Genomic DNA, 24,931 nt, shown 5'->3' with positions numbered 1-24,931 from the left:
AACACAAACGTGGATAACAATCTGATTAAATGGGATCTGGACTTGATCAAACGATACGACCTATCGGGTCCTCGTTATACATCCTACCCTACTGCTGTTCAGTTTGACCCAGAGTTGTCTCCTAGTGATCTAGTAGCAACCGGTCAAAACTCTGCGGACATCAATGATCCGCTTTCTCTGTATGTCCACATCCCATTTTGTGCACATGTTTGCTACTACTGCGCATGTAATAAAGTGATCACGCGCAATCGCAAAAAAGCACAGCCTTATCTTGATACACTTTATAAAGAAATGGCTCAGCTATCCAAGTGGTACAGTAATGACCGCAAAGTAACTCAGCTACATTGGGGTGGCGGTACACCGACATTCATTAGCCACGAGCAGATGGTCGAGCTAATGGCTGAAATGCGCAAAAACTTTAACCTTCTTGATGACGATAGCGGTGATTACTCCATCGAAATTGATCCTCGTGAAGCAAGCCTAGAAACAATCAAAGTCCTACGTGAGATCGGTTTTAACCGTATCAGTCTAGGTCTACAGGATATCGATCCAAAAGTTCAGGAAGCGGTTAACCGTGTTCAGTCAGTAGAACAAACAGCAGCAATTCTGGAAGAAGCACGCAGACTAGGTTTCCGATCGCTAAACCTAGATTTGATCTACGGACTTCCTTACCAAACGCTCGAAGGTTTTAACGCAACCCTAGATACTGTCATCGAGATGAATCCTGATCGTCTTTCAGTATTCAACTACGCTCACCTTCCAGACCGTTTCCGTCCGCAACGTCATATCCAGGAAGAAACGCTACCAAGTCCAGAGACTAAGCTAGCGATTCTAGAATCTACGATCAATAAGCTGCTTGATGCTGGTTATGTTTATATTGGTATGGACCACTTCGCTAAGCCTGATGACGAGCTAGCCATTGCTCAACGTACCGGTAAATTGCATCGTAATTTCCAAGGCTACACAACTCACTCAGAGTGCGACCTTGTCGCTATGGGTGTTTCATCAATCAGCCAAATCGGCTCTGTTTATTATCAAAATGAGCACGATATGCCGTATTACAGTGCTGCCGTTGATGGTAACGCTCATGCAATTAAGCGCGGCGTCAGTCTTACACAAGATGACATCATCCGTCGCCACGTTATCACACAACTCATCTGCCACTTTGAGCTGGACAAAACTGCGGTTGAATCTAAATTTGATATTGCTTTCGATGACTATTTCGCCAGTTCTATTGCTGAACTAGAAGCGTTTACTAAAGATGGCTTAATCAGCATGAATGATAAAGAGATTGTGGTCTCTCCTGCTGGTCGCTTATTGATTCGTCGTATATGTATGGCATTTGACGCATATATACCAAAAGACCAGAGCTCACAGCGTTTCTCGAAGATTATTTAACTTTCCGTATTTACGGAAATATTACATAATCAGTGGGTAGCCATTCGATATAACCACGACAGGACCGCACTATGAGTGATAACAAGGCAACTGACGGAAAACTACGTAGTCTACAGCAGGTAAGCTGCAACACTTGTAGTCTGAGCTCTTTATGTCTGCCCGTATCTCTGGATATGACAGAGATGGAACGCCTGGACAACATTATCGACAAAAGCCGCCCACTGAAAAAAGGCGAGCACCTTTTCCACCAAGGCGAAGAGTTTGCGAGTGTTTACGCCATCCGCGTGGGCACCGTAAAAACTTACACAATCACAAATGAAGGAGAAGAGCAGATCACGGGGTTCTACTTCCCGGGTGAACTGGTTGGTATGAGCGGTTTTGATAACAACGAATACCCTGTATCCGCGAAGATCCTTGAAACCACAACAGTTTGTGAAATTCCTTTCGAACGCTTAGACGAGCTTTCCGGCCAATTACCTGAATTACGCCGCCAACTGCTTCGTACGATGAGTAAAGAGATTCGTGAAGAGCAACAGATGATGCTTCTCTTATCGAAAAAGAATGCTGAAGAACGTGTTGCAACATTCCTTGTAAAATTGTCTATGCGATTTAAAGCACGCGGTTATTCTGAAACAAGTTTCCGTTTATCGATGTCGCGCAACGAGATCGGTAACTATTTAGGTCTTGCTGTTGAAACCGTAAGCCGTATTTTTACCCGCTTCCAGAAGTCCGAACTATTACAAGTTGAAGGTAAAGAGGTTCATATCCAGGATCTGGATAAACTTTACGAACTATCTGGCGAGTGTCCTGCTAAGGACGCTGAAGAACCTGTAACTGCTCAATGTGGCAAAGGTACTTGCAGTTAGCCCCTACAAATAAAAAAGCACCGATTGCTTACGCAACCGGTGCTTATTTAGTCGCACAATTAAGTAGCCATCTCAATGTGTAACCCAACGCATTTATTAAAGCTTTTGCTGCGCAATAAAACATTGAGCTGTGTCAAAACCTGCTGTTTCTAAGGAGTTCTTCATGTCATATGACGAATGTTATGTGAAATCCGTAATTCGTACGATCCCAGACTGGCCGGAGCCAGGCGTTCAATTCCGCGATATCACTCCACTATTTAAAGATCCTAAAGCGCTTCGCATGATCTCTGATGCCTTTATCCAGCGCTACATTGATAGTGACATCACGCACATTGCGAGTATTGATGCCCGCGGCTTCTTAATCAGCTCTATCATGTCTTACCACCTAAATATCCCTTTGGTTCTCGTCCGGAAAAAAGGCAAACTTCCGGGTGAAACCATCCATCAGGAATATCAGCTTGAATATGGCACGGCTGCTGTAGAGATGCAGACTGATGCAGTGAAGAAAGGCGATCGAGTTTTGGTATTTGATGACCTGATTGCTACAGGCGGCACTATCTTAGCAGCGTGCAGCCTTATCAAAGAGCTTGGAGCAGAAGTGTCTGAAGCAGCTGCACTAATTGATCTGCCAGACCTTCAGGGTTCTAGCAAGATCCAAGATGCAGGCGTACCTGTACATACCCTACTTGCTTACGCGGGTATCTAATTACAGTCTGACGGCAGCCCAATCTGATCGCTGCCGTCAGTTTTACCTCTCTAGCAATCCACCAGCTAATTTTTTCCCTCTCTTTTATTTCTGCCAAATACAGATTTTCTCTTCCATCGCGTACAAATCTTGCCTACCATGCTCTGCCAATTTTTTCGTTTTCTGGAGCTGCTATGTGGTTTAAAAATGTAATTTTCTATCGCCTAACTGAAGCGTTTGAATACACTCAAGAGCAGCTACAAGAAAAACTAATTGAACACGCTTTTCACCCATGTAAAAGCCAAGAACTTAGCCGTTATGGCTGGGTATCGCCTTGTCACTTATTAGATGATGTTCAAGCACATCAGGTACACGGCATGTTTATGGTGGCTGCACGTAAAGAGGAAAAGATCCTTCCCGGTGCTGTCATTAAAGAGGCCGTAGGTGAAAAAGTTGCGGTAATCGAGCAAGAACAAGCACGCAAAGTGTACAAGAAAGAACGCGACCAACTTAAAGATGAAGTTATTCTTGATCTATTGCCTCGTGCCTTTAGTAAATTCCAGCAAACAGCCGCTCTGATCAATCCAGCTGCAGGTTGGATTGCAGTCGATGCTTCTAGCCATAAACGCGCAGAAGAGCTACTAAGTCACCTTCGTGGCACATTAGGCAGTCTGCCAATCACACTGCCTGACGTAAACCAATCGCCTTCTGCCGTTATGTCCCATTGGTTGGAGCAACACGACAGCATTCCACAAGGCTTCGAAGTACTGGATGAATGTGAGCTACGAGATAACGTCCTAGAAGGCGGCGTAATTCGAATTAAAGGCCAACAACTGGAAGATGAAGAGTTTGTTGCACACCTAGAAGCAGGCAAGCGTGTCGTAAAATTAGCCCTAGAATGGGACGAACAACTCAAGATTACTCTGCAAGAAGATCTGTCTATCAAACGCTTGAAACTGAGCGAACAGCTACAGGAGAAAATGGCCGACGAAGCAGCTGAAGATGAGATCGCTCAATTCGATGCAGATATGGTACAAATGGGCCTAGAATTCAGCAAGCTATTCCCAGCTCTAATTGAAGCCTTTGGAGGCGAAGCACAACGCCCTTAAATACCGGCTCACTGTACAAGCTTAATTTATAACTCTGCACGACTAGTGGTAAGGTTATAGATTAAGCTTCATCGCCAATATGGGCAGACTAGATGGATTACGCACCGGAATACACAAAGCGCGAAAAGATAAAGCTCATTATCCTGTTTATGTGCTTAGGCGCTATTCTCATAGCTGTTGGCGAACTTTGGTTATTTCCATCTATCACCCGCCTTGCAGAGCAGCCTCACTGTTACAGCCTATTTGGCTTAAATGGAGCTGATTATCTTTGGCACCTTTTACTAATTGGAATGCCTATTTCGATCTTCCTGATCTTTGCCATTACGATGCTCCCCATGGCAATCAAAGGATTAATACAAGCGCAATTTCCACCTCAGGGTTACAAAGTATTTAAACCAACACCTATTCGCAAAGGGATGAGAGGACAGTTAATGGCCGGCCTCCTACTATTCGTAATTACTTCTCCTCTGTTTATCGCAATCTATGGGGCCAATCAGTTAGATAAGATGCCTGAAATAGAGCCCCCTCATGACTCGGGCGAGCTTTGCTCCCATATTAGTACGCAAAACTAAACCCCTATTAATCATTAAGCCCCTATAAATTTAGCGTTTATATACTTCTAAATAAGGATATTTATTAGAACCAAAAAGTGATTTAATAATCATTATCACTTGCATTATCAAAGTAAGGAATGACATAACGATGAATATTAAAACTCTAAGCGCGGGCCTAGCCCTAGTTGTATGTGCCAATTTTGCTAACGCTGCTGATCATACAGTCATGATGAAAAACTCAGGTCCTGATGGTTCCATGGTTTTTGAACCCGCCATTTTAAATGTAGAAGTAGGTGATACCGTTACATTCCAACCAACAGATCCAGGTCACAACTCTGAATCAATCAACAACCTAATCCCTGCAGGTTCGACAGGCTGGAAAGGGAAAATGATGAAAGAAGTTTCTTTCACCGTCGATAAAGAAGGTGTGTACGTATACAAATGCCGCCCACACGCGATGATGGCGATGGTGGGAGTAGTTGTAGCAGGTAAACCAGCAAACCTAGAAGAAGTTAAAACCAATGCGGCTGAGCTAAGCGCTACTTTTGTGATGAATAAGGATCGCTTAACTAACTACCTAAACCAAATTAAATAAACGCCTTATTCTCAGATAGTAGGGAGATACAATAAAACTCCCTACTATTCCAAATAATAATCCCCTACCGTAGTAAGCCCCAAGCTTGTCCAAGCTTGCATGCCACCTCGATAGTAATTCAACTTATCCTCAGGGTAATCTAGCTCTAACAACTCCCATATAAAGGTAGGGGTCTGCCCACACCAATAACCATTACAAAACGCAGCAAGTGTTTTTGCCTGACTGAAATCCCAAACGCCATCTTTGTTGATTGCTCCTAACTCTTCCAACGCATCCGAAAGAGTTTCAGGATCTTTTAACAGCGTGTATGGAATATTGGTGCTGCCCGGTATCGTTAATCGGTAATGCCAGCCCTCAGTCCGAGTATCAACAATTAAAATAGAGCTGTCAGTTTGCGCTTGCTGCAGATACTCAATAAATTCTCTCTCCCCGATGGTCTCCACCTCATAAGGTTCAAATGGAAACATGGGCTGTGGTGTGCCACGAGAGGTCATGAGATACAGCTCATGGATAGTATTATCCGGCTCTTGGTTGCGCTTAATCTCAACAGCCTCCCCTTCATGCTCAACCACAAAGGAAAATAGTTCCGGTGTAATCATCACCCTACTACTCTGTTCAGCAGCGAGATGCGGCGAAAACAACAAAACCATCCATACCACAATAGACCGCTTAAATTGACTAAGCATCGCAAAACCTCAACTCTTATAAAATAGATACAAAAAAGGAGCCTTAGGCTCCTTAGTAATATCAATTTATTACGGAAATAAACAGCGCGTTATTTCATCTCCAACAACATATCGATCGAATACTTAGACGCATCTGCATCTAAGGACAGCTTCTCACACTCAACCAGAAACTTATTTTCACGTTCTTTACTATCGCTATAACCAAACTCATTACCGTCTAAGCTCTGTAGCTGTAGAGTAGCCTTGTGGTAGAAAGCTAGAACAATTGCTGCCGTTGAATCACCGCCTCTAAGGCGTTCTTCCCAACGATGACGGTGATTTTGAATCTTAAGCGCCTGTTTTTTTAGATTCCAACCGTAACGAAGCTCATCGAAATACGGCTTTTTCGCTACTTGGGTGAAGATAATAATGGAGATAATTAAACCGATTAAAACACCAGTTAGATTGACCATCATATTCTCGCCTTCAGCATTACCGTAGTAATGACGTAAAACGGCACTCAACCCTAAACCAATCACCGCAAAAATCAGACTAAAAACGATACCTACCTTGCGCTGTTTTTGCTTATAAACAACTTTATCAATTTCTCTAAGTTCCACGAATGTACCCTATAACACTAGTTAACCTGCAAATTATCTCACAGGCGTAATATGAACCGATTTAACTTGCAGTCACAATCTGCCAGTGTAGACTTATCGCCTCAATTTTAAAGGCCCTTTCTACCACAGTCCGATGTATTCCGTAAAAGAGATTTTCTATAGCTTGCAAGGTGAAGGTGCGCAAAGTGGACGCGCATCAATTTTTTGTCGTTTTTCTGGCTGTAATCTTTGGTCAGGACGCGAGCAAGACCGTGAAAAAGCTATCTGCGATTTTTGCGATACTGACTTTATTGGTACCGATGGGCAGAACGGTGGCAAGTTCGCTACCGCAGTTGAACTTTGCCAGTTCCTCAAAAGCTTCTGGCCCGAGCGGAACAGCGAAAAGCCTTACATCATCTTCACAGGTGGTGAACCTGCGCTGCAACTCGACCAAACCTTGGTGGATGAATGCCACACGAACGGTTTTGAAGTTGCCATCGAAACCAATGGCACGAAGCCACTACCCGATAATATCGATTGGATCTGTGTAAGCCCTAAAGCCGATGCCGAAGTAATTATCACCCAGGGTGATGAGCTTAAATTGGTTTACCCGCAACCTTTAGCGCAACCGGACCAGTTCGAACAACTTAGTTTCGCGCACTTCTATCTACAGCCGATGGACGGCCCTGCACGTTCAATCTACACAAAAGAAGTGATCGACTATTGCTTAACCCATCCCCAATGGAAACTCAGCTTACAGAACCATAAAGTGCTAGGCATCGACTAAACCTTCTAGCACTGCCCTTTACACAGCTGGTCAGAGCTTACTTCTTAATATTGGCCAGCTCCATTCGATCCTATGCACTTCACTCCAAACCCAACACTTTTAGACTAAGGTCTACATATTTTTATCAGCATAAAATAACGCCTTTAAGTGTGGAAAAACCTGGCCCCCTTAAAATATAGGGCCTTACAAAGGCTACTCACATTAGCTGTGGATAACTTTGTGAATTAAGACTTTAAAACGTCATGAAACGCCCATAAATCAAGGCAACCCAATAAACTGATTATTTTTTAACCAGCGTACACTTAATCCTTAAAATTCAATATGTTACATAAGTCAACATAGGAATATTAAATTTTAATATTGTTTTTTGCACCCATATAGTGCGGCTGTGTATCCCACAGTGAACAACATTTTTCTGGAATAAAACGGAACATCTGCTACAGCCTAGTAATAATGGTAGCCATCAAGGGAAATTCAAACAAGACAATTGCACCAAATTTGGACTTAACAAGATCAATGGCAATGTAAAAAATATTGCCTGAATCAAATCAATTTGTTCAAGATTGAGCATATTTTTTAACCTCTAACCTGCTAGGCTTTACAAGGATGATCTCAAGCGAGTTATGATCAACGTTATGCAACGAACAGAACAGGAAATTAAAGCAGCAAACAAAGTGACCTGGGTCGGCGCTGCAGTGAACGCAGTACTAGGGTTGTTGAAAATTATTTTCGGGTTTCTTTTTCATTCAGCCGCCTTAATCGCAGACGGTATTCATTCTCTATCTGACTTAATTACGGATGTTATGGTCGTGTTGATATTAAAAGTATCGGCCAAAGGACCTGATGAAGATCATCCATGGGGGCATGGGCACTTTGAAGCATTAGGTACCGTTATTCTTGGCAGTATCCTCATTGCTGTCGCAGGAGCAATGGCTTACGACAGTACATTAAATTTAATTCAAGCGTCTGAACTTCTACTACCCGAATGGCCAGTTCTTGTAATCGCAGCACTATCCATAGCAGCCAAAGAGTGGATCTATCGTTATACATTGCAGATAGGTAAACGGATCGATTCAGCTCTCTTGATTGCTAATGCATGGCATAGCCGAACTGACGCACTCTCATCGATAGTCGTATTTATTGGTGTTGCTGGTGCTATGGCTGGTTTTATTTGGTTAGATGCTCTCGCGGCACTGATTGTCGCGATTATGGTCGCTAAGATCGGTTGGGATTTAAGCTGGAGCAATCTACAACAACTACTTAGCACATCCATTCCAAAAGAAGATATCGATCGTTACAAAGAACAAATTCTATCAATAGAAGGCATTATAAATGTCCACAGTTTTAAAACCCGTACCATGGGCAACAAGCATGTCATGGAACTTCATATTCAAGTTGCGCCTCATCTCAGCGCCTCTGAAGGACACTATATCGGAAACAAAGCCTGTCAGCGTCTACAGAACAATCAGGAGATTGGACATATTATCTTCCACATCGATACCTATGATGACGAAGATCTCGATATTGCACCACCAGAAACGAAACTACCGTCAAGGCGCGACGTAACTCAATCTATCGATCAATATTTTTCAGCGATATTCCCAAAAGCAGTGCCATATCAACTCTCCCTTTATTATTATGGCCGCCATATTGATATAGAAATATTATTAAGCCTTGAGCAACTCCAACTTTTACGTCAAAACGGCCACGATGAAGAAACACTAATATCTGGACTTAAAGCAGTATTGAATCAAACACCCATTCCATGGCTTGGAACTATTTACCTAGCAGGCGGCATTAAGCAATGACAGAGTTTTACCCTAAACAGCCTTACCTCAGCCATGAAATTGAGATTAAACACAGCCGTTTTATTACTCATGTCGCTCACACACCGGATCTAGAGAGTGCTAGAAACTTTATTGCCGAGATACAACAGCAACACCCTAAAGCGAACCATAATTGTTGGGCATATATCGCTGGTACCCGGAGTTACCTTCAGTGCTGGAACAGCAGTGATGATGGCGAACCTAAAGGTACGGCTGGTAAACCAATGCTAAACGTACTAGAACACAGTGACCTATGTGAAATTACCGTCGTGGTAACACGATATTTTGGCGGGATAAAGCTTGGTGCAGGTGGGCTTGTTAGAGCATATAGCCAAGCAGTACAAGAAGCTCTCAAAGTATTACCAATAGAGGAACGCATCCCTCTATTTCCTTTTGACCTATATCTGCCCCATCACCTTGTAGGCGATATTGAGCTGTTATTAAATCAAGATCAAATCAATATCCTTGATCGACAATGGAGTGAAGAGCTACATATTCAAGGTGAAGCCAGCGCGGTAGCATTAGACCAGCTTAAACAACAACTGACATCACTTAAGCATCTAACTCGTTACAAAGACCCTAAAACCCGTTGGTAAACGCAGTTATTAAAATAGATGTCCTTATTTCTCCTAATTTCTCCTAATTTCTCCTAATTTCTCCTAATTTATCAATTAGATAAGTAATAATCGTGTAAAATAGTAGCCCTATTTCTTTGTAAATAACATCAATCTTATAATCAACCACTAAGTACTTAACACCAAAGTACACAAGCATTCCCAACCAATTAACAAATAAAAAAATTTAAAATTTTGCTACGGAATTTCTTGAAGATTTAATAACCTCTGCCGATACTAGTTTCAAAGGATATAGGCCTCAGTAAGGGATTTTTTCTTCCTCAGCGGTTCCCAAATTCAAACAGTTGTTTTAAAGTTACTGAGTTGCCGATCAAAATATAAATTGTACTGATTATTATTTACAATTTTTATGTAGTAGCGTTCGTTCAACCAGATAAAGCGATAGGGGAAGTATGAAGTTCGCTGAAAATAACAATCAAGCTGCCGAGTACCTTCGTCAGGCAGTGCCTTTAATGGTTAAGCATAATATACCGCCTAACCCGCTTAATTATGCTCTGTGGTATACCTACGTTAGTGATCGTGTACCTGAGCTAAATGTGCAACTTGATAAGACCCTAACGACATACGGAACCTGTCCTACAATGCTCAGCGAACAGCTGTTCCGTGAGCATATGATCAGAGATGAAATTAATGGTGCTGAGGATATACAGGCCAATCTGATCAGCCTTATTAATGACCTTCACGAACATGCGGGCAATGCTGCCGAGAAAACTGAAGGGTTCAGTAATGTTCTTGAAGAAAGCCTAGAAGCTCTTCATCAGCAAGAAGACGGTGAAGCTAGCTTACCAATTGAGTCAATTATTCATGCCCTTTCCGATCACACGAAATCGGTCAGTGAAACTGCACGCCAATTTCAGGAAAGAATGAATGAAGCCCAAGCAGAAATTCAATCACTTAAAGAAGAGCTAAATAAGACCCGCCAAGACGCAAGGGTCGATCCTCTAACCAACCTATTCAACCGTCGTGCATTTGATGCAGAGATTAGTCAATTAGCTGGCGTGAATGATCCAAGTTTAGTGCTCTCGTTTATTCTTGTTGATATAGATCATTTTAAGCGTTTTAACGACACTTACGGTCACCTTATGGGTGATAAAGTGCTTCAGTATGTAGGTAAGCTCTTAAAAGAAGTTTGCCCAGAGCCAATGTTGCCAGTTCGTTTTGGTGGTGAAGAGTTTGCAGTTTTAATGCCTCAAACCGATAAAGAAACGGCGGCTGAGCTAGCCGAGCAAGTACGTCAAAAAATTCAAGCGATCCGAATTAAGCAGAAGAAGTCTGGTGAAATTATCAGCTCTATTACTGCATCGTTTGGTGTTTCCCAGCTTACCGTTGGCGAAACCTCTGAGCAATTGATTGAACGTACCGACAAAGCACTTTACCAAGCAAAAGATGGCGGCCGTAACCAGGTTGTTATCTCCTCGTAAGATTTGAGTACACCTCATTCGCTGGAAAAAAGGAAAGTAGGGGCTACGCTGTAGCTCCGAAACCCCCAGCCCTTAAAACACCTACCAATCCCTCATTCAGCATCTTGATTCGCTAAGTTTTAGCTGTTTATCCGCTAATTCAGCTTTCAAAACTAAAATCAATGACAGCTCAAAAGTATTTTAGCCTTATGCACAATTAGAAAAACATCAATCAATATTGAATTTCTACATAATCTCAGCAGATTTAGAATACACAAAATTCTATTTATACAATTCAATCATTTTAAATCTGTATAATTTCATACCTTCGCTTTATCTCAGCCCCGCAGTTGTATAGCATATTCCGCATCTTCCTAAGCTTGGTTAGTCTTGGATACGCCTTAATGAAGTCTAAGGTTTTATTTCTCTTATCTTGTTTTTACTTCACAACAGTTCAAGCAGAAGCCAGAATTCACATTTTTGCAGCTACCTCTTTAACCGCACCACTAGAAGAGCTGTCCGTCAATTTCAGTAATAAATACCAACATCTGCCCGCCCTGACCTTTGCCTCTTCCTCGGTACTGGCAAGACAAATCACTCAGGGTGCCCCTGCTCATCTGTATATTGCAGCAAATAAACGCTGGATGGATTACGTAGAGAATCAAGGTGCCCTTAGAACTAATACTCGTAAGGCCTTAATCAGTAACAGACTGGTAATTGTTGGAAACAAAAATCACGTAATTGCCCCGTTCCAATTTTCCGAAGCAATCAAAATTGATCAAATAATTGATCGACATGCACGTATCGCTATTGGCGACACTAATCATGTTCCTGTGGGTATCTATGCAAAAGAGGCTTTGCAATCTGCCGACCTTTGGCAAGAGTGGCAAAGCTATTTTGCCCCCACCAACAGTGCGCGATCAGCATTGGCTCTGACTGAACGAGGTGAGACACCGATGGGGATTCATTACAAAACCGATATTGTAGATAAACCTCAGCTCAATATACTCAGTGAGATCCCAGAATCGATGCATAGCCCAATCATCTATGAGGTTGCTAAAATTGAGGGTAAGGATACCGCTAGTACCTCATTATTTTATGAATTTCTATTTAGCGAAGAGGCAAGCAACGTTTTCAAACGCTATGGTTTCAAAACACTGCAAGATAAATAATCCATGTTTATAACAGAATACGAGTGGGCCGCCCTATTACTGAGTTTGAAAGTTTCACTCACATCTGTTCTGTTTAGCTTGCCCGTTGCTATTGGTGTAGCTTGGATTCTCGCGCGAAAAAAATTCCCTGGTAAGACCTTATTAGATGGCATTGTTCATCTACCTTTAGTACTTCCACCTGTCGTTATTGGTTATCTTTTACTAATTGGTTTTGGCCGCCAAGGCTGGCTTGGCAAACCACTTTATGAGCTAACAGGACTGAGTTTCAGCTTCAGCTGGCAAGGTGCGGCATTGGCCGCTGCCGTCGTTGCATTCCCGCTGATGGTGAGAGCTATAAGGCAAGGCTTTGAAGCAGTGAATCCGAAGCTTGAATATGCAGCAAGAACCTTAGGTTCTTCACCCACCAAAGTATTTTTCACCATCACTCTGCCATTAACACTGCCCGGTATTTTAACGGGGATCATTCTGGGCTTTGCCCGTTCGCTGGGTGAGTTTGGCGCGACCATTACTTTTGTCTCCAATATTCCTGAAATTACGCGTACGATCCCTCTAGCAATGTACTCCTTTATTGAAACGCCAGGTGCGGAAGTCCAAGCAGCTCGATTATGTGCCATAGCAATATTCATAGCCTTAGCGTCCCTCTTAGCTTCTGAATGGCTAACACGAAAAGCCAAGCAGAAACTTGGAGGCACACATGCTTAAAGTTGCCTTAGATACCCAATTGGGTGATCTCAAAATGGAATGTGACTTTGAACTGCCTCGCAGTGGTGTGACCGTAATTTTTGGGCGATCAGGCGCTGGTAAAACCAGTCTGATTAACTATATCTCGGGCTTAATAAAACCCCATAAAGGCCGTATATCTTTAAACGGGCGTGACCTTACCAATACCGAAACCAAACGCTTTTTACCGCCAGAGAAACGAAGTATCGGCTATGTATTCCAAGAAGCCCTCCTTTTTCCGCACTACAGTGTTCAAGGTAATCTACTGTACGGTTCGGAATACACTCCAGAAGATGAGAAATTCCAAAGCGTAGTTGAGATGCTAGATATTCAAGCGCTGCTGCAACGCTTGCCTAATACCTTGTCTGGCGGTGAGAAACAGCGTGTGGCAATCGGGCGAGCCCTACTTTCCGATCCAGGCTTACTGTTGATGGATGAGCCCTTAGCCTCACTCGATCTACCACGAAAGAAAGAACTATTACCCTACTTAGCAAAACTAGCGAAAGAGGTTGAGTTACCCATTCTGTATGTAACTCATAGCCTAGAAGAGATTATCCAGCTAGCTGATTACTTGGTTTTGCTAGAACAAGGGAAGATTCTGCAGTTTGGTAACGTTGAAGAAGTTTGGTCATCAGAACAGATGCGCCCATGGCTATCCGGTGATACCCGCAGCTCTCTATTCAACGCAACCCTAGACCATCATCACCCTAAGCATACAATGTCCTGCTTGAACATATCCCACAGTACTCAGCTGTGGATGCGAGCCTTAGATATTCCTCCAGGCACACCCTTACGTTTACGTATTAAAGCTAACGATGTGTCTTTATCTAAAGAGCAACCTCAGCAGACCAGTATTCGTAACATACTACCAGCTACAATCATGCAGATTGATGAAGAGTCGTCGCATCAGATAGAGGTGGTTCTGAATATAGGAGGCTGCAAGCTATGGTCACATATAACGTGTTGGGCGTTAACGGAACTTAATCTCCAAGTCGGAGACAAAGTATATGCTCAAATCAAAGGTATTAGTGTAACCCAAGAAGATTGGTCTGGACTGTGACGGATTAATTTGTAACGATCACTCAACATTGAAAGCTAATATTAATTTTATTGTCTTCTAAAATTTGTGTGTAATGGACCGATGACTACAACAAAGCGCACCATAATCCACTACTTGATCGCAATGACGCTGTTCTCTATCTACGGTGTTCAAGTCTGTCCATTCTTAGATTCTCTTACCACTGCGCAGTTGCTATTACCCATCTTAGTCACCTTTATTATTCAAGGCAGCCTTAGGTACCTGCTTGAAGGTCAAATTCAAAAACAACCGCTTAAAACCAAGGTAAGCTTCCAGTTCAAAGTCGATCTTGGTTTATTTGTCGGCTGCTCTATACTACTGGGCCTATTCAATACACTGATATATGAGTTCCCATTAGAAAGCGCAGGTAAGGTGCTAGTCGGCATGGGAGTGCTTGGTTATCTGATCTCTTGTGATCTCGCCCTATTCAAAGAGCACCAACTCGCCCAATGTTTACAAGCTCAAAAAGAACATTTGGAGCCAGATAGTTCTCCTTATCCGCTCACTAAAAAATTCACTTGGTTTGCAACGATCTGTGCTATCTCAGTAATCGGTGTTGTGTTCTTAGTAATCAATAAAGATTTGGAGTGGCTGATCCACACGGGCGACAGTATTCCACTAGAAACCTCACAGCGCTACATTTTGACTGAGATCGTCTTTGTCGTAGGTGTAATGATGACCTACATCTTAACTATCATTATGGGCTATGCCCGTAATCTCAAATTCTTTATTCAAGCGGAAAACAGCACCCTCAAACAGGTATCCCTAGGTGAGTTAAATACAGAAGTACCGGTTACCACTAATGATGAATTTGGTTTGATGGCACTGCATACCAATCAAATGATCAGCTCACTGGCGCAACGTACTCGCGAACTCAACGTGACTCGTGATGCCAGTATATTAGGTTTAGCCAGTTTGGCCGAAACCCGCGATAACGAAACCGGCGGGCATATTTTACGTACCCAAAACTATGTACGCGCTTTAGCCATTAAGCTACGCCAAAACCCGAAACATGCTGATTACCTGACGTCGGAAACAATCGAACTCCTATACAAATCAGCACCACTACACGATGTTGGTAAAGTCGGTATTCCAGATAGTATTCTGCTGAAACCGGGTAAGCTGACAGATGAAGAATTCGACATTATGAAGCAGCACCCACAAATTGGTGCTGATGCATTAGAGGTTGCTGAGAACCAACTGGGTAGTAACTCTTTCTTAAGGATTGCTCGTGAAATTAGCTTAACCCATCACGAAAAATGGGATGGTAGAGGTTACCCGAACGGCCTACAGGGCGAAGATATCCCGCTGTCAGGTCGCCTAATGGCCGTAGCTGATGTCTATGACGCCCTTATCTCTAAACGCGTCTACAAACCTGCATTCAGTCACGAAAAGGCTAGAGATATTATCGTTGAAGGTAAAGACAATCACTTTGATCCAGAAGTGGTCGAAGCCTTCTTAGCCTTAGAAACCGAGTTTAAAGAGATTGCCGCTGAATACAGCGATGAGAATACCGTCGCCGCATAAGCTATAAATAAGCTTATGCGTGTAACGAAAACTGCTTATGCTGTTGATCCCATAACCAAAGGTTGTCATCTGTAATCTCGACGCCACCACGCCAAAACGAATAGTGATTTCCTTGCTGCCAGTGCCTTATACCTTGAAGCGCTTCAGCTCCTGCTGCAGTTAGGGAATACACCGCCGGCTCACCATCGGTCACACTCACGTAGGGTTGATCAGCTTCTATCAAGCAATCCAACTCATGTTTGACCGACAAGTCTCCCATAAAAGGATCCACTTCTAATCGCTGTAAATGATGGAAAATTCGCTGGAAAGTCGCCGGGCCTGACAGTATTTCGTAATAACGACTTTGCGCTGTCGCACCTTCTGGTAGTCTGCCATGCTGTTCCAGCAAAGCTAGATGTACTTCCAATGCGGGCAGCTCATCCGGCGCTTTTAAAAGCGTCAGAAGAAGATAAGTCTGAGTTAAAGTTAAACCCGTTTCTAAAGCCGGAAATTCACAGCAAAAGCGTCTTAATGCCTTTTGCATATAGGGCCAGCCTTCAATCGGTTCTGCTGCATAGTCAGCTAATCGTTCAGGGCTAGCAGCCGTTAAAGCAGACCATATATCAGTAGCTAATTTAAGTTGCTCTAAAGTAATTAACTCTCGCTGTGGATAGAGGCCAACCAACATATCCGGGGTGAGGTTACCAAAGCCATGAAAGAAAGGAACTGCAGGATGATCATCAATACAGATTATGGACAGCTTCGGTAATTGATCGAACTGTGAATAGAGATTCTGACAAACATCTAACAACTGCAACTGATCATATAGATCATGTTCGAACCAGAGAACGATCTCATCAAATTCCGCGACACGCGCTATAACTTGATCACGCTCGCTAAAGTCTTTTGTGACAAGCGCTCTGGGATCATCTATATCCAGATCACTGTTAACTAACAGCTCGGTCAAAAAACTAATCCGCGCCTCGCGATTTAAGGCAGGGTGACTTAAAACAGGGCCATCATGTAATAGGTCTCGCCAACACAATACTTCGCCATCAATGCCTTCTGCTTCCTGCAGCATATCCCCGGCGCAATCGCCATTTGTGATATGTAACTTCACTCTCGACTCCTTGAATGATTTATCAGAACTCCCCGAACTGATCTACAGCATAAGCGATTTTAACCTTTAACGTTAGGCTTCTGGGATAACCGCCAATAGATCAGTCACCGCCAAATCGATACCTTTTTGGCTCAGCATCGTACTCACCTGCCCGCGGTGATGGGTTTGATGATTAAAGAAATGTTGCAACAGATAGCCAAAACGCTTTTCAAACTTATTACCCTGCATATTGCAGTAAACCAAGGAGTGGTTCAGATCATACACTTCGATCTCATCGCATAATTCGACAATGGCACGATCAAGCAAGTAACGCGCATCCCGCAGTTCTTCAAAATCGGAATAAACTACCGTGCTTAGTTTGGCGGGGCGCTCCATCGCTCTTACTTCTTCTAAACTTTTGTAATTTGATGGATGATCGGCAAAACGTTTTAACCAGATAATATCGCCCACCAATATATGGTTAAGCGTAGCTAAAATAGACCCAAAAAAAGCTCCCTGATCTTTACTAACTTCTCCCTCTTCAAGCTCGCTTGCGGCTTCGTAGATACTTTCATTCATCCATTGGTTATAACGAGCCATCAGCTCAAACTGGTCTTTCAGTGTCATAGTTCCTCCTTAGAATTCATCCATTTAAACAGCAAAAGATGACAACTTATAGAAACCTTACAAATAAAAGGTAGAATGCTGTTTTTTCTTTCTAGGTTAACTCTATGCTTAGCGTTTTAGTGATTGGTTACGTCTGGCCCGAACCCAACTCTTCTGCAGCTGGTAGCCATATGCTGTCACTGTTACGCCTGTACAAGCAGCAAGGGTGGAACGTTACATTTGCCAGCCCTGCACAAACCACAGAGCATATGATCAACCTAGATGATGAAGGCATCGCGCACTGCAATATCCAACTTAACAGTGACTGCTTTGATCAGTTCGTCAGTGACCTTAATCCCGATATTGTGATGTTCGACCGTTTTATGATGGAAGAACAATTTGGCTGGCGAGTAGAAAAGAACTGCCCTGAAGCCCTACGCATTTTAGATACCGAAGATCTGCAATGCCTGCGTAATGCCCGTCATCAAGCCGTTAAGCAAAACCGCGAGATGACACTAACAGATCTCTACTCAGACATTGCCAAACGAGAGATCGCAGCAATCTATCGTTCCGACCTTTCGTTAATCATCTCCGATTACGAAACAGAGCTTTTAAAAAATCAGTTCTCGGTACCAGAACAACAATTCCATCATCTACCTTTTATGCTCGATCTGGATAAGCTGCCAGACCAGGTTCCAAACTTTGCAGAGCGCGCTCACTTTATGATGATCGGAAACTTCCGCCATGCGCCTAATTGGGATTCAGTGCTGGAGATGCAAAGGCTATGGCCGCAGATACGCCAGCGCCTAAAAGAGCGCGGCGAAACCGATGCGGAACTACATATCTGGGGATCTTACCCACCACCTAAAGCCACAGCGTTAAACAACCCTAAAACCGGCTTCCTTATCAAAGGCTGGGCAGAAGATGCCTACGATACATTTAAGTCAGCCCGCGTTTGCCTTGCCCCGCTACGTTTTGGCGCTGGTATAAAAGGTAAGTTACTGGATGCAATGGTCTGCGGCACGCCAAGCATAACTACATCTATAGGTAGTGAAGGAATGCTATCCGATCCGAGCCAATGGCCAGGAGCGATTGCTGATAACGATGACGCCTTTATCGAAGCCGCGGTAGAGCTATATCTAGATCAGCAAGCATGGCAATGCGCTCAGCAAAATAATAAAGCACTGCTACAAGATAGATACGATGGTAACCAAACTGGACCTGCTCTGATTTCACGTGTTAAAGCGCTGTTGGAAAACCTAGCGCAACATCGCCTACAAAATTTCACTGGGGCCATGCTTAATCATCACAGCCTTAAAAGCACCCAATATATGTCCCAATGGATAACGGCGAAAAATAAGCTGGAAAGTACGCTAGACAATCAAGAAAAGTCATAAACTTGTCACAGTGCTGCTTTACTCTGCTAAGATTTTTTAGATGAGTAAAGGACAGAATATGGACAAGGTTTGGGAAGTCTTTTGGCGATTCCTATTATTGGGCTGCACCAGCTTTGGCGGCCCTGCTGCACATATCGGTTACTTTCAAAAAGCCTTTGTACAAGAAAAAAAATGGATCGATCAGGATTCCTACGCAAGGTTAGTTGCCCTTAGCCAATTTCTACCGGGTCCAGGATCAAGCCAAGTGGGTTTTGCACTTGGTCTAAGACAAGCGGGCCTTTACGGCGGTATTGCAGCTTTCCTTGGCTTCACGCTGCCCTCTTTTCTCATTCTCTACCTGCTTGCTACAACTGATACACAAAACAGCGGTGGCTTTCTTACGGGTGCCGTTCATGGCCTCAAGCTCTTAGCCGTTGTCGTCGTTGCTGATGCCACGCTGAGCATGCAACGCAATTTCTGCAAAGATAACCAATCACTCAGCATTGCTATCTTCACTGCTGCGGCCCTTCTAATCGCCCCCTCTTTGTGGACGCAGATGACCGTACTGCTTATTGCAGCCGCTGTAGGCATCTATCTTAAAAAAGCTGAACTGACTTCAACAGATAAAGATAAAGATCCAGAAACAGCAATTGAAAAGACAGAACAACCGGCAAAACTACCGTTAATAATCTTCGCCCTACTGTTTATTCTAATGCCTCTATTTGCCCTTATTTCTGACTGGGCAGCACTCTTTAACGCGTTTTACCAAGCGGGCAGTTTAGTGTTTGGTGGCGGCCATGTTGTCTTGCCACTTCTGCAACAAACCCTTGGCGAAGCGGTAGATCCAGACCGCTTTGTCGTCGGTTATGCTGCAGCTCAAGCGATCCCCGGCCCGATGTTTACCCTTGCTACCTTCCTTGGTGCGGATATGCAAAGCAATGCAGCACTTATGGGGGCTATCGTTGCAACACTAGCGGTTTTTCTGCCGGGTTTTTTACTGGTACTGAGCTTACAAGGTGCATGGGAGTCATTAGCGGCGAAACCTAAAATTGCAGGTGCCGTTTGGGGTATCAATGCAGCCGTTGTAGGTTTGCTGCTTTCGGCTTTGTACCAACCAGTATTTATCACCAGCGTGACCTCTGGATTAGATATGGCATTGGTGATTATCGGCTTCTTTACCCTACAAAAATTTAAGCCGCCGATCTTGGCGCTTGTAGCAGGGTTTGCAATGGCTGGATGGGCTTTTTTCTAACTAGCTGCTTTTCAAACAAATTCTTCGATATAAGGCTGGCTCTTAGAGGGTAAGAGTTCAGCCTACATCAAATTTGTTTCTCCACCTCAAGTTCGTATGTCATAAATTTGCTTCCCATCAGCTCGCTCTCGTATACATTTTTCGACAACTTCTTTAAGAAGTTATATTCAGGTCGCGTGTGAAGGAAGTGAATAAAGATCGTTTTATGGCCTAGTTCTTTAGCCCAGCGCATGATTTCACGAAATATCTGTTTTCCTATACCCCAATAGCTGTCGTCGATGACAATAGCGATCTCATATTTTCCTTCTTCCAACTGTATACCACACCATCCTGCTAACGTGTTCTTAACCTTGATCGCTCTAACCCTACAACCCTCAGCAGCATCCACCTCTATTTTCTCCTGAATCCAATCAGTCACCATCTCAAGATCAAACAGCTCATGACCAATCAGATGCTCCCGCGTTGATCGCTTATTTAACACCGGTAAAAACTCTAGCGGCTCTATCTCGGTGAATTTTACGTATTCTAAATAATGCATATGACCTTCATTTTTCAACCAACTCGCTGGAGCTGAAACATCTTAATCTTTCGCGAAGTTAGATGAGGCTCTTCGATAATTATCTGTAATACAGTTTAGTTACAAAAAAGCCGATGTATTTAACATCGGCTTTGGTTTTTTCCGTAGAGGGGAAAATTAGTTTGAGCTTGGCTCACGCATAGTGACAAACTCTTCAGCAGCGGTTGGATGGATCCCAATCGTGCTGTCAAAGACCTCTTTCGTGGCGCCGGCTTTAAGAGCGATACCAATACCTTGAATGATTTCACCTGCATCTGGGCCAACCATGTGAACACCCAATACTTTACGGCTATCAGCATCCACCAGCATCTTCATAAAGGTACGTTCTTCACTGCCGCTGATAGTATGTTTCATCGCACGGAACTCAGATTTGTACACTTCAATATTGTCGTACTGTTCACGTGCTTGCTCTTCGCTTAAGCCGACAGTGCCGATATTAGGCTGACAGAACACAGCAGTTGGGATTAGATCGTAATCTACTTTCTGGTTTGCACCTGCATATAGGTTACGTACCAATGCCATACCTTCTGCAAGCGCAACCGGCGTTAGCTGAACACGGTCAATTACATCACCTACAGCGTAAACAGATGGCACATTGGTCTGGAACTCATCGTTAACCACGATAGCGCCGTTTTTACCTTGTTCGATGCCCAGCGCTTCAAGACCCAAGCCCTGAACCTTAGGGTTACGGCCCGTTGCGTACATGATCTGATCGGCTTCGATTACAGAACCATCAGTCATGGTCGCAAGCAGGGAACCATCCGCTTGTTTCTCGATTGCTTCAATATTGTTGTTGAACTGCAGATCCACACCTTTCTTCGCTACCTCTTTGGCAGTGAATTCACGAATCTCGTTATCAAAACCACGTAGGAACAGATCACCACGGTAAGCCAAGGTTGTTTTCGCGCCTAGGCCTGCAAAGATACCGGCAAACTCAACGGCGATATAACCACCGCCTACAATCAGAGCGCGCTTAGGAAACTCTTCTAAGTAGAACACTTCATTAGAACTGATAATGTGCTCTTTCCCCGGAATATCCGGAATGTTCGGCCAACCACCTACAGCAACCAGAATGCGCTCAGCAGTATATTGCTGATCACCTACAGCGACTGTGTGCGCATCCAACAAAGTAGCGCGACCGTTAATTAGCTCACAACCTGAGTTCACCAATAGGTTCTGGTAGATGCCGTTTAGACGCTCAATCTCTTTGGTTTTATTGTCACGAAGGGTCGGCCAATCAAACTCCATACCTTTATGAGTAAGACCAAAACCAGCCGCTTCTTCAAAGCTTTCTGCGTAGTGAGATGCGTATACAAATAGCTTTTTAGGTACACAACCTACGTTTACACAAGTGCCGCCAAGGTGGCGATCTTCTGCAATGGCAACTTTAACACCCATGCCTGCTGCCATACGTGCCGCACGTACACCGCCTGAACCCGCACCAATTACAAATAGATCAAAATCGTATTCCGCCACAATCGGCTCCTTTTCTTGTGTCAATCTTCAATGTGCTCACTGTACTGAAACCTGTATATGAAGGCCAATAAAGAAAGTTAAACACCCCAATAGAATTTACTAATTCATTATGAGTATCCATCCGGCTAAATGTTCACTAAAATCCATTTTTTATTTTTGTTCAGGATTGCGGCCTTATGAAACTGATTTGCTTTAACGTTAACGGACTACGTTCCCGCCTTCACCAGCTACAAGCGGTTATCGATAAGTATCAGCCAGACGTTATTGGCCTGCAGGAAACCAAGGTTCATGACGAAGCCTTCCCAATGGCAGATGTTGAAGCGATGGGTTACCACGTTGAAATCCACGGGCAAAAAGGTCACTACGGCGTATGTCTGATCTCGAAAAAGCCATTGAGCAATGTACAAAAAGGCTTCTTAACTGACGAAGAAGACGCTCAGCGCCGCATGATCATGGGTGACTACGAAACTGACGAAGGCAACGTAGTGACAGTTTTGAATGGCTACTTCCCTCAAGGTGAGAACATTGAGCATGAAGTTAAATTCCCAGCCAAGCGTAAGTACTATGCTGATCTACAAAGCCACTTAGAAACAAACTACACACCTGATCAGAACATTGTGGTGATGGGCGATCTAAACATCTCACCAGAAGATAAAGATATCGGTATTGGTGAACCAAACCGTAAGCGTTGGTTAAAGACCGGTAAAGCCAGCTTCCAACCAGAAGAGCGTGAATGGTATAGCAAGCTAACGGGCTGGGGCTTAACTGATTGCTTCCGTCATCAGAACCCAGATGAAGATCAGGTATTTAGCTGGTTTGATTACCGCTCTCGTGGCTTCGATGCCGAACCAAAGCGCGGCCTACGCATCGATGGCATCCTACTAACGGCGCCATTACTAGAGAAATGTACTGACTCTGGCGTGGATTACGAAATTCGCGGTATGGAAAAACCATCCGACCATGCGCCAATCTGGGCAGAGCTAAGCGTTTAATTAAGATTTTTTTCAGGGCTGCCTTACAGAGCAAAAGTAAGCGGCCTTGTTTAAGTTAGATCAAAATACTTAGCATCCATCTCACAAAATTCTACCAAGGCATCATGAGCAAGTTGACCATTCGGATGCGACATTCTTAATAAGCGCTTCACCCGTTCATCCAGATGCTGGTAAGAACTTTTATCTCCCGTTCCTAAAAACCTAAAGCCCATCTGCCAACGGGAAAACTCCCGCTCTGCTAAATTGTCATTGGTGTAGATGATATCCATATCTCTATGGCGCGTATCTGCTCTGATATCTGCCGCGATCTGCTTTATGGACGCTTCCGGCCCTTCTAACACCTGAAAAAATAGCGGAGGATCAAATAGCAACAAACCGGTTAGCTCCAAGCGTTTATTTTTGGTTCGAGCCTGATTCATTAGTTCCCTTAAGCCCTCTAAGGAAAACTCATTGGCCTGATGACTGATATAAACAAACTGATGCAGCATCCATAACCTCAGCGACGCAGTTAATTCCTGATAAAATCAGGCTAGCTCAAGAGCAATCTTCTGATAGCGACTTCTGTTAGAATAGCCCATCACTTTGTCTTCCACCTTGAGTTATCACTTCAATATGTCGTTTTCTGCGCTCGGTCTATCTGATTTTCTGCTATCTGCACTGTCTGATTTAGGCTATGAACAACCTACGCCTATTCAACAACAATCGATCCCAGTCACACTCGAAGGGAAAGATGTTTTAGCTGCTGCAGAAACAGGCTCTGGTAAAACCGCTGCATTTACACTACCGATTTTACAAAGCTTAGCGACATCCTTACCGCCGCGAAATAACTTAGTTACCGCATTGGTATTAGTACCTACGCGTGAACTGGCAGTACAGGTGGAAGAAGCGATCCGTCAGTACGGCCGTAACTTCCCAAGGAAGCTTAAATCTCTGGCGATTTACGGTGGCGTATCCATCAATGCACAAATGCAGGCGATGCGTGGTGGTGCAGATATTGTGGTTGCAACACCTGGGCGACTAATCGATCTATTCGAGCGTAATGCCGTTGATCTACGTAACGTCAGCACACTGGTACTTGATGAAGCTGATCGCATGTTGGATCTAGGTTTTGCCGATGAACTGGATGACATCCTGGATGAACTACCAGAACAGCGCCAAAACTTGCTGTTCTCCGCGACCTTCCCAAAAGGCGTACAGGAACTCACCGACGATTTTCTGGATAACCCAGTCAAAATTGAGATTGAGCAAGAGAGCACAATCCCAGAACAGTTAGTACAACGTGCAATTGAGGTCGACCACAACAACCGCACGATGTTGTTAAAGCACCTGCTTAAACAGCAAAACTGGTCACAAGTCCTGATCTTTGTTGCCAGTAAGCGTACCGCAAACAATGTCGAGATGAAGTTATACCGCTCCGGCATTCAAGCGAAAACTCTGCATGGCGATCTAACGCAGAAAGAGCGTAACCAAGCGCTACAAGAGTTTAAATCAGGTGAATGTAAAATTCTGATTGCGACAGACCTAGCAGCTCGTGGTATTGATATTCCAAACCTACCTTGCGTACTTAACTACGACCTGCCTCGTGCCCCTGCCGATTACGTTCACCGTATTGGCCGTACTGCCCGTGCAGGTGAGATCGGCGAAGCGATCTCCTTTGTCGATCACGAAGGTGACGCGCACTTTAAACTGATCGAAAAGCGCACTCAGCAAAAGATACCCCGCGAGCAAGTCGAAGGCTTTGAACGATCGAAAGAAATACCAGCCGAAGTTCAGGCTAAAAAAGGTAAAGCACCGGTTAAAGGCAAGCGTAAGAGCAAGAAAGACAAACTACGTGAAGCTGCTGCAGCTGAAAAGAAAAGCGGAGTAAACCCTTGGAAAGGTAGAAGCTAAAGTCGTTTAAGGGGTCAGGGCTGAATCGGCTAGGTTCAGCTCTTCTAATCAAGATCTCTAAGATAGAA

General features: G+C 43.9%; 25 protein-coding genes. 18 read left to right on the top strand and 7 right to left on the bottom strand.

Annotation, left to right across the window (positions count from 1 at the left end; translation table 11 throughout):
• The first annotated feature begins 9 nt into the window (after nt 1-9).
• From hemN to ACMXYP_RS05710, 6 genes are all read left to right on the top strand, one after another.
• Entirely contained in the window at nt 10-1,398 is a 1,389-nt protein-coding gene (gene hemN / locus ACMXYP_RS05735) for an oxygen-independent coproporphyrinogen III oxidase (protein WP_415884059.1), read from the top strand.
• A gap of 71 nt (nt 1,399-1,469) precedes the next feature.
• The gene (gene fnr, locus ACMXYP_RS05730; RefSeq protein ID WP_415884058.1) at nt 1,470-2,264 is read left to right on the top strand and encodes a fumarate/nitrate reduction transcriptional regulator Fnr; all 795 of its coding nucleotides are present in this window, start codon (nt 1,470-1,472) and stop codon (nt 2,262-2,264) included.
• Between the two features lie 163 nt (nt 2,265-2,427).
• On the top strand, nt 2,428-2,970 hold the full coding sequence (locus tag ACMXYP_RS05725; RefSeq protein WP_415884057.1) for an adenine phosphoribosyltransferase: 543 nt from the start codon (nt 2,428-2,430) through the stop codon (nt 2,968-2,970).
• Between the two features lie 173 nt (nt 2,971-3,143).
• Nucleotides 3,144-4,058 (top strand): recombination-associated protein RdgC, encoded by a 915-nt coding sequence (rdgC, locus tag ACMXYP_RS05720; protein ID WP_415884056.1) that lies wholly within the window; start codon nt 3,144-3,146, stop codon nt 4,056-4,058.
• Nucleotides 4,059-4,150: 92 nt separating this feature from the next.
• Nucleotides 4,151-4,630, top strand: coding sequence for a hypothetical protein (locus ACMXYP_RS05715; protein ID WP_415884055.1), 480 nt, complete (start codon nt 4,151-4,153; stop codon nt 4,628-4,630).
• Nucleotides 4,631-4,760: 130 nt separating this feature from the next.
• The gene (locus ACMXYP_RS05710; protein WP_415884054.1) at nt 4,761-5,207 is read left to right on the top strand and encodes a pseudoazurin; all 447 of its coding nucleotides are present in this window, start codon (nt 4,761-4,763) and stop codon (nt 5,205-5,207) included.
• 44 nt (nt 5,208-5,251) lie between these two features.
• Here the strand turns inward: ACMXYP_RS05710 and ACMXYP_RS05705 are convergent, their stop codons facing one another.
• Nucleotides 5,252-5,893 (bottom strand): rhodanese-like domain-containing protein, encoded by a 642-nt coding sequence (locus ACMXYP_RS05705; protein ID WP_415884053.1) that lies wholly within the window; start codon nt 5,891-5,893, stop codon nt 5,252-5,254.
• Between the two features lie 89 nt (nt 5,894-5,982).
• On the bottom strand, nt 5,983-6,492 hold the full coding sequence (locus ACMXYP_RS05700) for a DUF3087 family protein (protein WP_415884052.1): 510 nt from the start codon (nt 6,490-6,492) through the stop codon (nt 5,983-5,985).
• A gap of 133 nt (nt 6,493-6,625) precedes the next feature.
• On the opposite strand from ACMXYP_RS05700, the gene queE reads away from it, so the two are divergent.
• The 8 genes from queE to ACMXYP_RS05660 all read left to right on the top strand — a co-directional run bounded on the left by queE (nt 6,626) and on the right by ACMXYP_RS05660 (nt 15,616).
• A complete protein-coding gene (gene queE, locus ACMXYP_RS05695) occupies nt 6,626-7,258 on the top strand; it encodes a 7-carboxy-7-deazaguanine synthase (RefSeq protein ID WP_415884051.1) in 633 nt (210 codons plus the stop codon).
• A gap of 635 nt (nt 7,259-7,893) precedes the next feature.
• Nucleotides 7,894-9,066, top strand: a complete 1,173-nt coding sequence (locus ACMXYP_RS05690) for a cation diffusion facilitator family transporter (protein ID WP_415884050.1) — start codon at nt 7,894-7,896, stop codon at nt 9,064-9,066.
• On the top strand, nt 9,063-9,680 hold the full coding sequence (locus tag ACMXYP_RS05685; protein ID WP_415884049.1) for a YigZ family protein: 618 nt from the start codon (nt 9,063-9,065) through the stop codon (nt 9,678-9,680). The genes ACMXYP_RS05690 and ACMXYP_RS05685 overlap by 4 nt, the downstream gene beginning before the upstream one ends.
• 431 nt (nt 9,681-10,111) lie before the next feature.
• Entirely contained in the window at nt 10,112-11,140 is a 1,029-nt protein-coding gene (locus tag ACMXYP_RS05680) for a GGDEF domain-containing protein (RefSeq protein WP_415884048.1), read from the top strand.
• Nucleotides 11,141-11,523: 383 nt separating this feature from the next.
• Nucleotides 11,524-12,291, top strand: coding sequence for a molybdate ABC transporter substrate-binding protein (gene modA, locus ACMXYP_RS05675; protein ID WP_415884047.1), 768 nt, complete (start codon nt 11,524-11,526; stop codon nt 12,289-12,291).
• Between the two features lie 3 nt (nt 12,292-12,294).
• Nucleotides 12,295-12,993, top strand: a complete 699-nt coding sequence (modB, locus tag ACMXYP_RS05670) for a molybdate ABC transporter permease subunit (protein ID WP_415884046.1) — start codon at nt 12,295-12,297, stop codon at nt 12,991-12,993.
• Nucleotides 12,986-14,071, top strand: a complete 1,086-nt coding sequence (gene modC / locus ACMXYP_RS05665; protein WP_415884045.1) for a molybdenum ABC transporter ATP-binding protein ModC — start codon at nt 12,986-12,988, stop codon at nt 14,069-14,071. Before modB ends, modC begins: the two co-directional genes overlap by 8 nt.
• Before the next feature lie 81 nt (nt 14,072-14,152).
• Nucleotides 14,153-15,616, top strand: a complete 1,464-nt coding sequence (locus tag ACMXYP_RS05660; protein ID WP_415884044.1) for an HD-GYP domain-containing protein — start codon at nt 14,153-14,155, stop codon at nt 15,614-15,616.
• 13 nt (nt 15,617-15,629) lie between these two features.
• Here the strand turns inward: ACMXYP_RS05660 and ACMXYP_RS05655 are convergent, their stop codons facing one another.
• Together ACMXYP_RS05655 and ACMXYP_RS05650 are read right to left on the bottom strand one after the other, a co-directional pair.
• Nucleotides 15,630-16,715 carry a DUF1835 domain-containing protein gene (locus ACMXYP_RS05655; protein ID WP_415884043.1) on the bottom strand — a complete coding sequence of 362 codons (1,086 nt, stop codon included), beginning with the start codon at nt 16,713-16,715 and terminating at the stop codon, nt 15,630-15,632.
• A gap of 72 nt (nt 16,716-16,787) precedes the next feature.
• On the bottom strand, nt 16,788-17,321 hold the full coding sequence (locus tag ACMXYP_RS05650) for a DinB family protein (protein ID WP_415884042.1): 534 nt from the start codon (nt 17,319-17,321) through the stop codon (nt 16,788-16,790).
• Nucleotides 17,322-17,425: 104 nt separating this feature from the next.
• Here ACMXYP_RS05650 and ACMXYP_RS05645 point away from each other — a divergent pair, with 104 nt between their 5' ends.
• Together ACMXYP_RS05645 and chrA are read left to right on the top strand one after the other, a co-directional pair.
• Nucleotides 17,426-18,697: a glycosyltransferase gene (locus tag ACMXYP_RS05645; RefSeq protein WP_415884041.1), complete on the top strand. Its 1,272-nt coding sequence runs from the start codon at nt 17,426-17,428 to the stop codon at nt 18,695-18,697.
• 40 nt (nt 18,698-18,737) lie between these two features.
• The gene (gene chrA / locus ACMXYP_RS05640; RefSeq protein WP_415884040.1) at nt 18,738-19,928 is read left to right on the top strand and encodes a chromate efflux transporter; all 1,191 of its coding nucleotides are present in this window, start codon (nt 18,738-18,740) and stop codon (nt 19,926-19,928) included.
• Between the two features lie 67 nt (nt 19,929-19,995).
• On the opposite strand, the gene ACMXYP_RS05635 is transcribed toward chrA, so the two are convergent.
• Both ACMXYP_RS05635 and gorA read right to left on the bottom strand, forming a co-directional pair.
• Nucleotides 19,996-20,466 carry a GNAT family N-acetyltransferase gene (locus ACMXYP_RS05635; RefSeq protein ID WP_415884039.1) on the bottom strand — a complete coding sequence of 157 codons (471 nt, stop codon included), beginning with the start codon at nt 20,464-20,466 and terminating at the stop codon, nt 19,996-19,998.
• A gap of 156 nt (nt 20,467-20,622) precedes the next feature.
• Nucleotides 20,623-21,981: a glutathione-disulfide reductase gene (gene gorA, locus ACMXYP_RS05630; protein WP_415884038.1), complete on the bottom strand. Its 1,359-nt coding sequence runs from the start codon at nt 21,979-21,981 to the stop codon at nt 20,623-20,625.
• A 176-nt stretch (nt 21,982-22,157) separates the two neighbouring features.
• On the opposite strand from gorA, the gene xthA reads away from it, so the two are divergent.
• On the top strand, nt 22,158-22,973 hold the full coding sequence (gene xthA, locus ACMXYP_RS05625) for an exodeoxyribonuclease III (RefSeq protein ID WP_415884037.1): 816 nt from the start codon (nt 22,158-22,160) through the stop codon (nt 22,971-22,973).
• 50 nt (nt 22,974-23,023) lie between these two features.
• On the opposite strand, the gene ACMXYP_RS05620 is transcribed toward xthA, so the two are convergent.
• The gene (locus ACMXYP_RS05620; RefSeq protein WP_415884036.1) at nt 23,024-23,461 is read right to left on the bottom strand and encodes a BLUF domain-containing protein; all 438 of its coding nucleotides are present in this window, start codon (nt 23,459-23,461) and stop codon (nt 23,024-23,026) included.
• A gap of 124 nt (nt 23,462-23,585) precedes the next feature.
• Here ACMXYP_RS05620 and ACMXYP_RS05615 point away from each other — a divergent pair, with 124 nt between their 5' ends.
• Nucleotides 23,586-24,863: a DEAD/DEAH box helicase gene (locus ACMXYP_RS05615; protein ID WP_415884035.1), complete on the top strand. Its 1,278-nt coding sequence runs from the start codon at nt 23,586-23,588 to the stop codon at nt 24,861-24,863.
• The last annotated feature ends 68 nt before the right edge of the window (nt 24,864-24,931 follow it).

The organism is Neptuniibacter sp. QD34_54, from assembly GCF_047778055.1.
Taxonomy (GTDB): Bacteria; Pseudomonadota; Gammaproteobacteria; order Pseudomonadales; family Balneatricaceae; genus Neptuniibacter.
This window is presented reverse-complemented; position numbering and strand designations above follow the sequence as displayed.

Excerpts from the sequence above, each read along its gene's own strand:
- fnr (WP_415884058.1), top strand. The coding sequence starts at position 1,470 with ATGAGTGATAACAAGGCAACTGACGGAAAACTACGTAGTCTACAGCAG.
- ACMXYP_RS05725 (WP_415884057.1), top strand. The coding sequence starts at position 2,428 with ATGTCATATGACGAATGTTATGTGAAATCCGTAATTCGTACGATCCCA.
- rdgC (WP_415884056.1), top strand. The coding sequence starts at position 3,144 with ATGTGGTTTAAAAATGTAATTTTCTATCGCCTAACTGAAGCGTTTGAA.
- ACMXYP_RS05715 (WP_415884055.1), top strand. The coding sequence starts at position 4,151 with ATGGATTACGCACCGGAATACACAAAGCGCGAAAAGATAAAGCTCATT.
- ACMXYP_RS05710 (WP_415884054.1), top strand. The coding sequence starts at position 4,761 with ATGAATATTAAAACTCTAAGCGCGGGCCTAGCCCTAGTTGTATGTGCC.
- ACMXYP_RS05705 (WP_415884053.1), bottom strand. The coding sequence starts at position 5,893 with ATGCTTAGTCAATTTAAGCGGTCTATTGTGGTATGGATGGTTTTGTTG.
- queE (WP_415884051.1), top strand. The coding sequence starts at position 6,626 with ATGTATTCCGTAAAAGAGATTTTCTATAGCTTGCAAGGTGAAGGTGCG.
- ACMXYP_RS05690 (WP_415884050.1), top strand. The coding sequence starts at position 7,894 with ATGCAACGAACAGAACAGGAAATTAAAGCAGCAAACAAAGTGACCTGG.
- ACMXYP_RS05685 (WP_415884049.1), top strand. The coding sequence starts at position 9,063 with ATGACAGAGTTTTACCCTAAACAGCCTTACCTCAGCCATGAAATTGAG.
- ACMXYP_RS05680 (WP_415884048.1), top strand. The coding sequence starts at position 10,112 with ATGAAGTTCGCTGAAAATAACAATCAAGCTGCCGAGTACCTTCGTCAG.
- modA (WP_415884047.1), top strand. The coding sequence starts at position 11,524 with ATGAAGTCTAAGGTTTTATTTCTCTTATCTTGTTTTTACTTCACAACA.
- modB (WP_415884046.1), top strand. The coding sequence starts at position 12,295 with ATGTTTATAACAGAATACGAGTGGGCCGCCCTATTACTGAGTTTGAAA.
- modC (WP_415884045.1), top strand. The coding sequence starts at position 12,986 with ATGCTTAAAGTTGCCTTAGATACCCAATTGGGTGATCTCAAAATGGAA.
- ACMXYP_RS05660 (WP_415884044.1), top strand. The coding sequence starts at position 14,153 with ATGACTACAACAAAGCGCACCATAATCCACTACTTGATCGCAATGACG.
- ACMXYP_RS05650 (WP_415884042.1), bottom strand. The coding sequence starts at position 17,321 with ATGACACTGAAAGACCAGTTTGAGCTGATGGCTCGTTATAACCAATGG.
- ACMXYP_RS05645 (WP_415884041.1), top strand. The coding sequence starts at position 17,426 with ATGCTTAGCGTTTTAGTGATTGGTTACGTCTGGCCCGAACCCAACTCT.
- chrA (WP_415884040.1), top strand. The coding sequence starts at position 18,738 with ATGAGTAAAGGACAGAATATGGACAAGGTTTGGGAAGTCTTTTGGCGA.
- ACMXYP_RS05635 (WP_415884039.1), bottom strand. The coding sequence starts at position 20,466 with ATGCATTATTTAGAATACGTAAAATTCACCGAGATAGAGCCGCTAGAG.
- xthA (WP_415884037.1), top strand. The coding sequence starts at position 22,158 with ATGAAACTGATTTGCTTTAACGTTAACGGACTACGTTCCCGCCTTCAC.
- ACMXYP_RS05620 (WP_415884036.1), bottom strand. The coding sequence starts at position 23,461 with ATGCTGCATCAGTTTGTTTATATCAGTCATCAGGCCAATGAGTTTTCC.
- ACMXYP_RS05615 (WP_415884035.1), top strand. The coding sequence starts at position 23,586 with ATGTCGTTTTCTGCGCTCGGTCTATCTGATTTTCTGCTATCTGCACTG.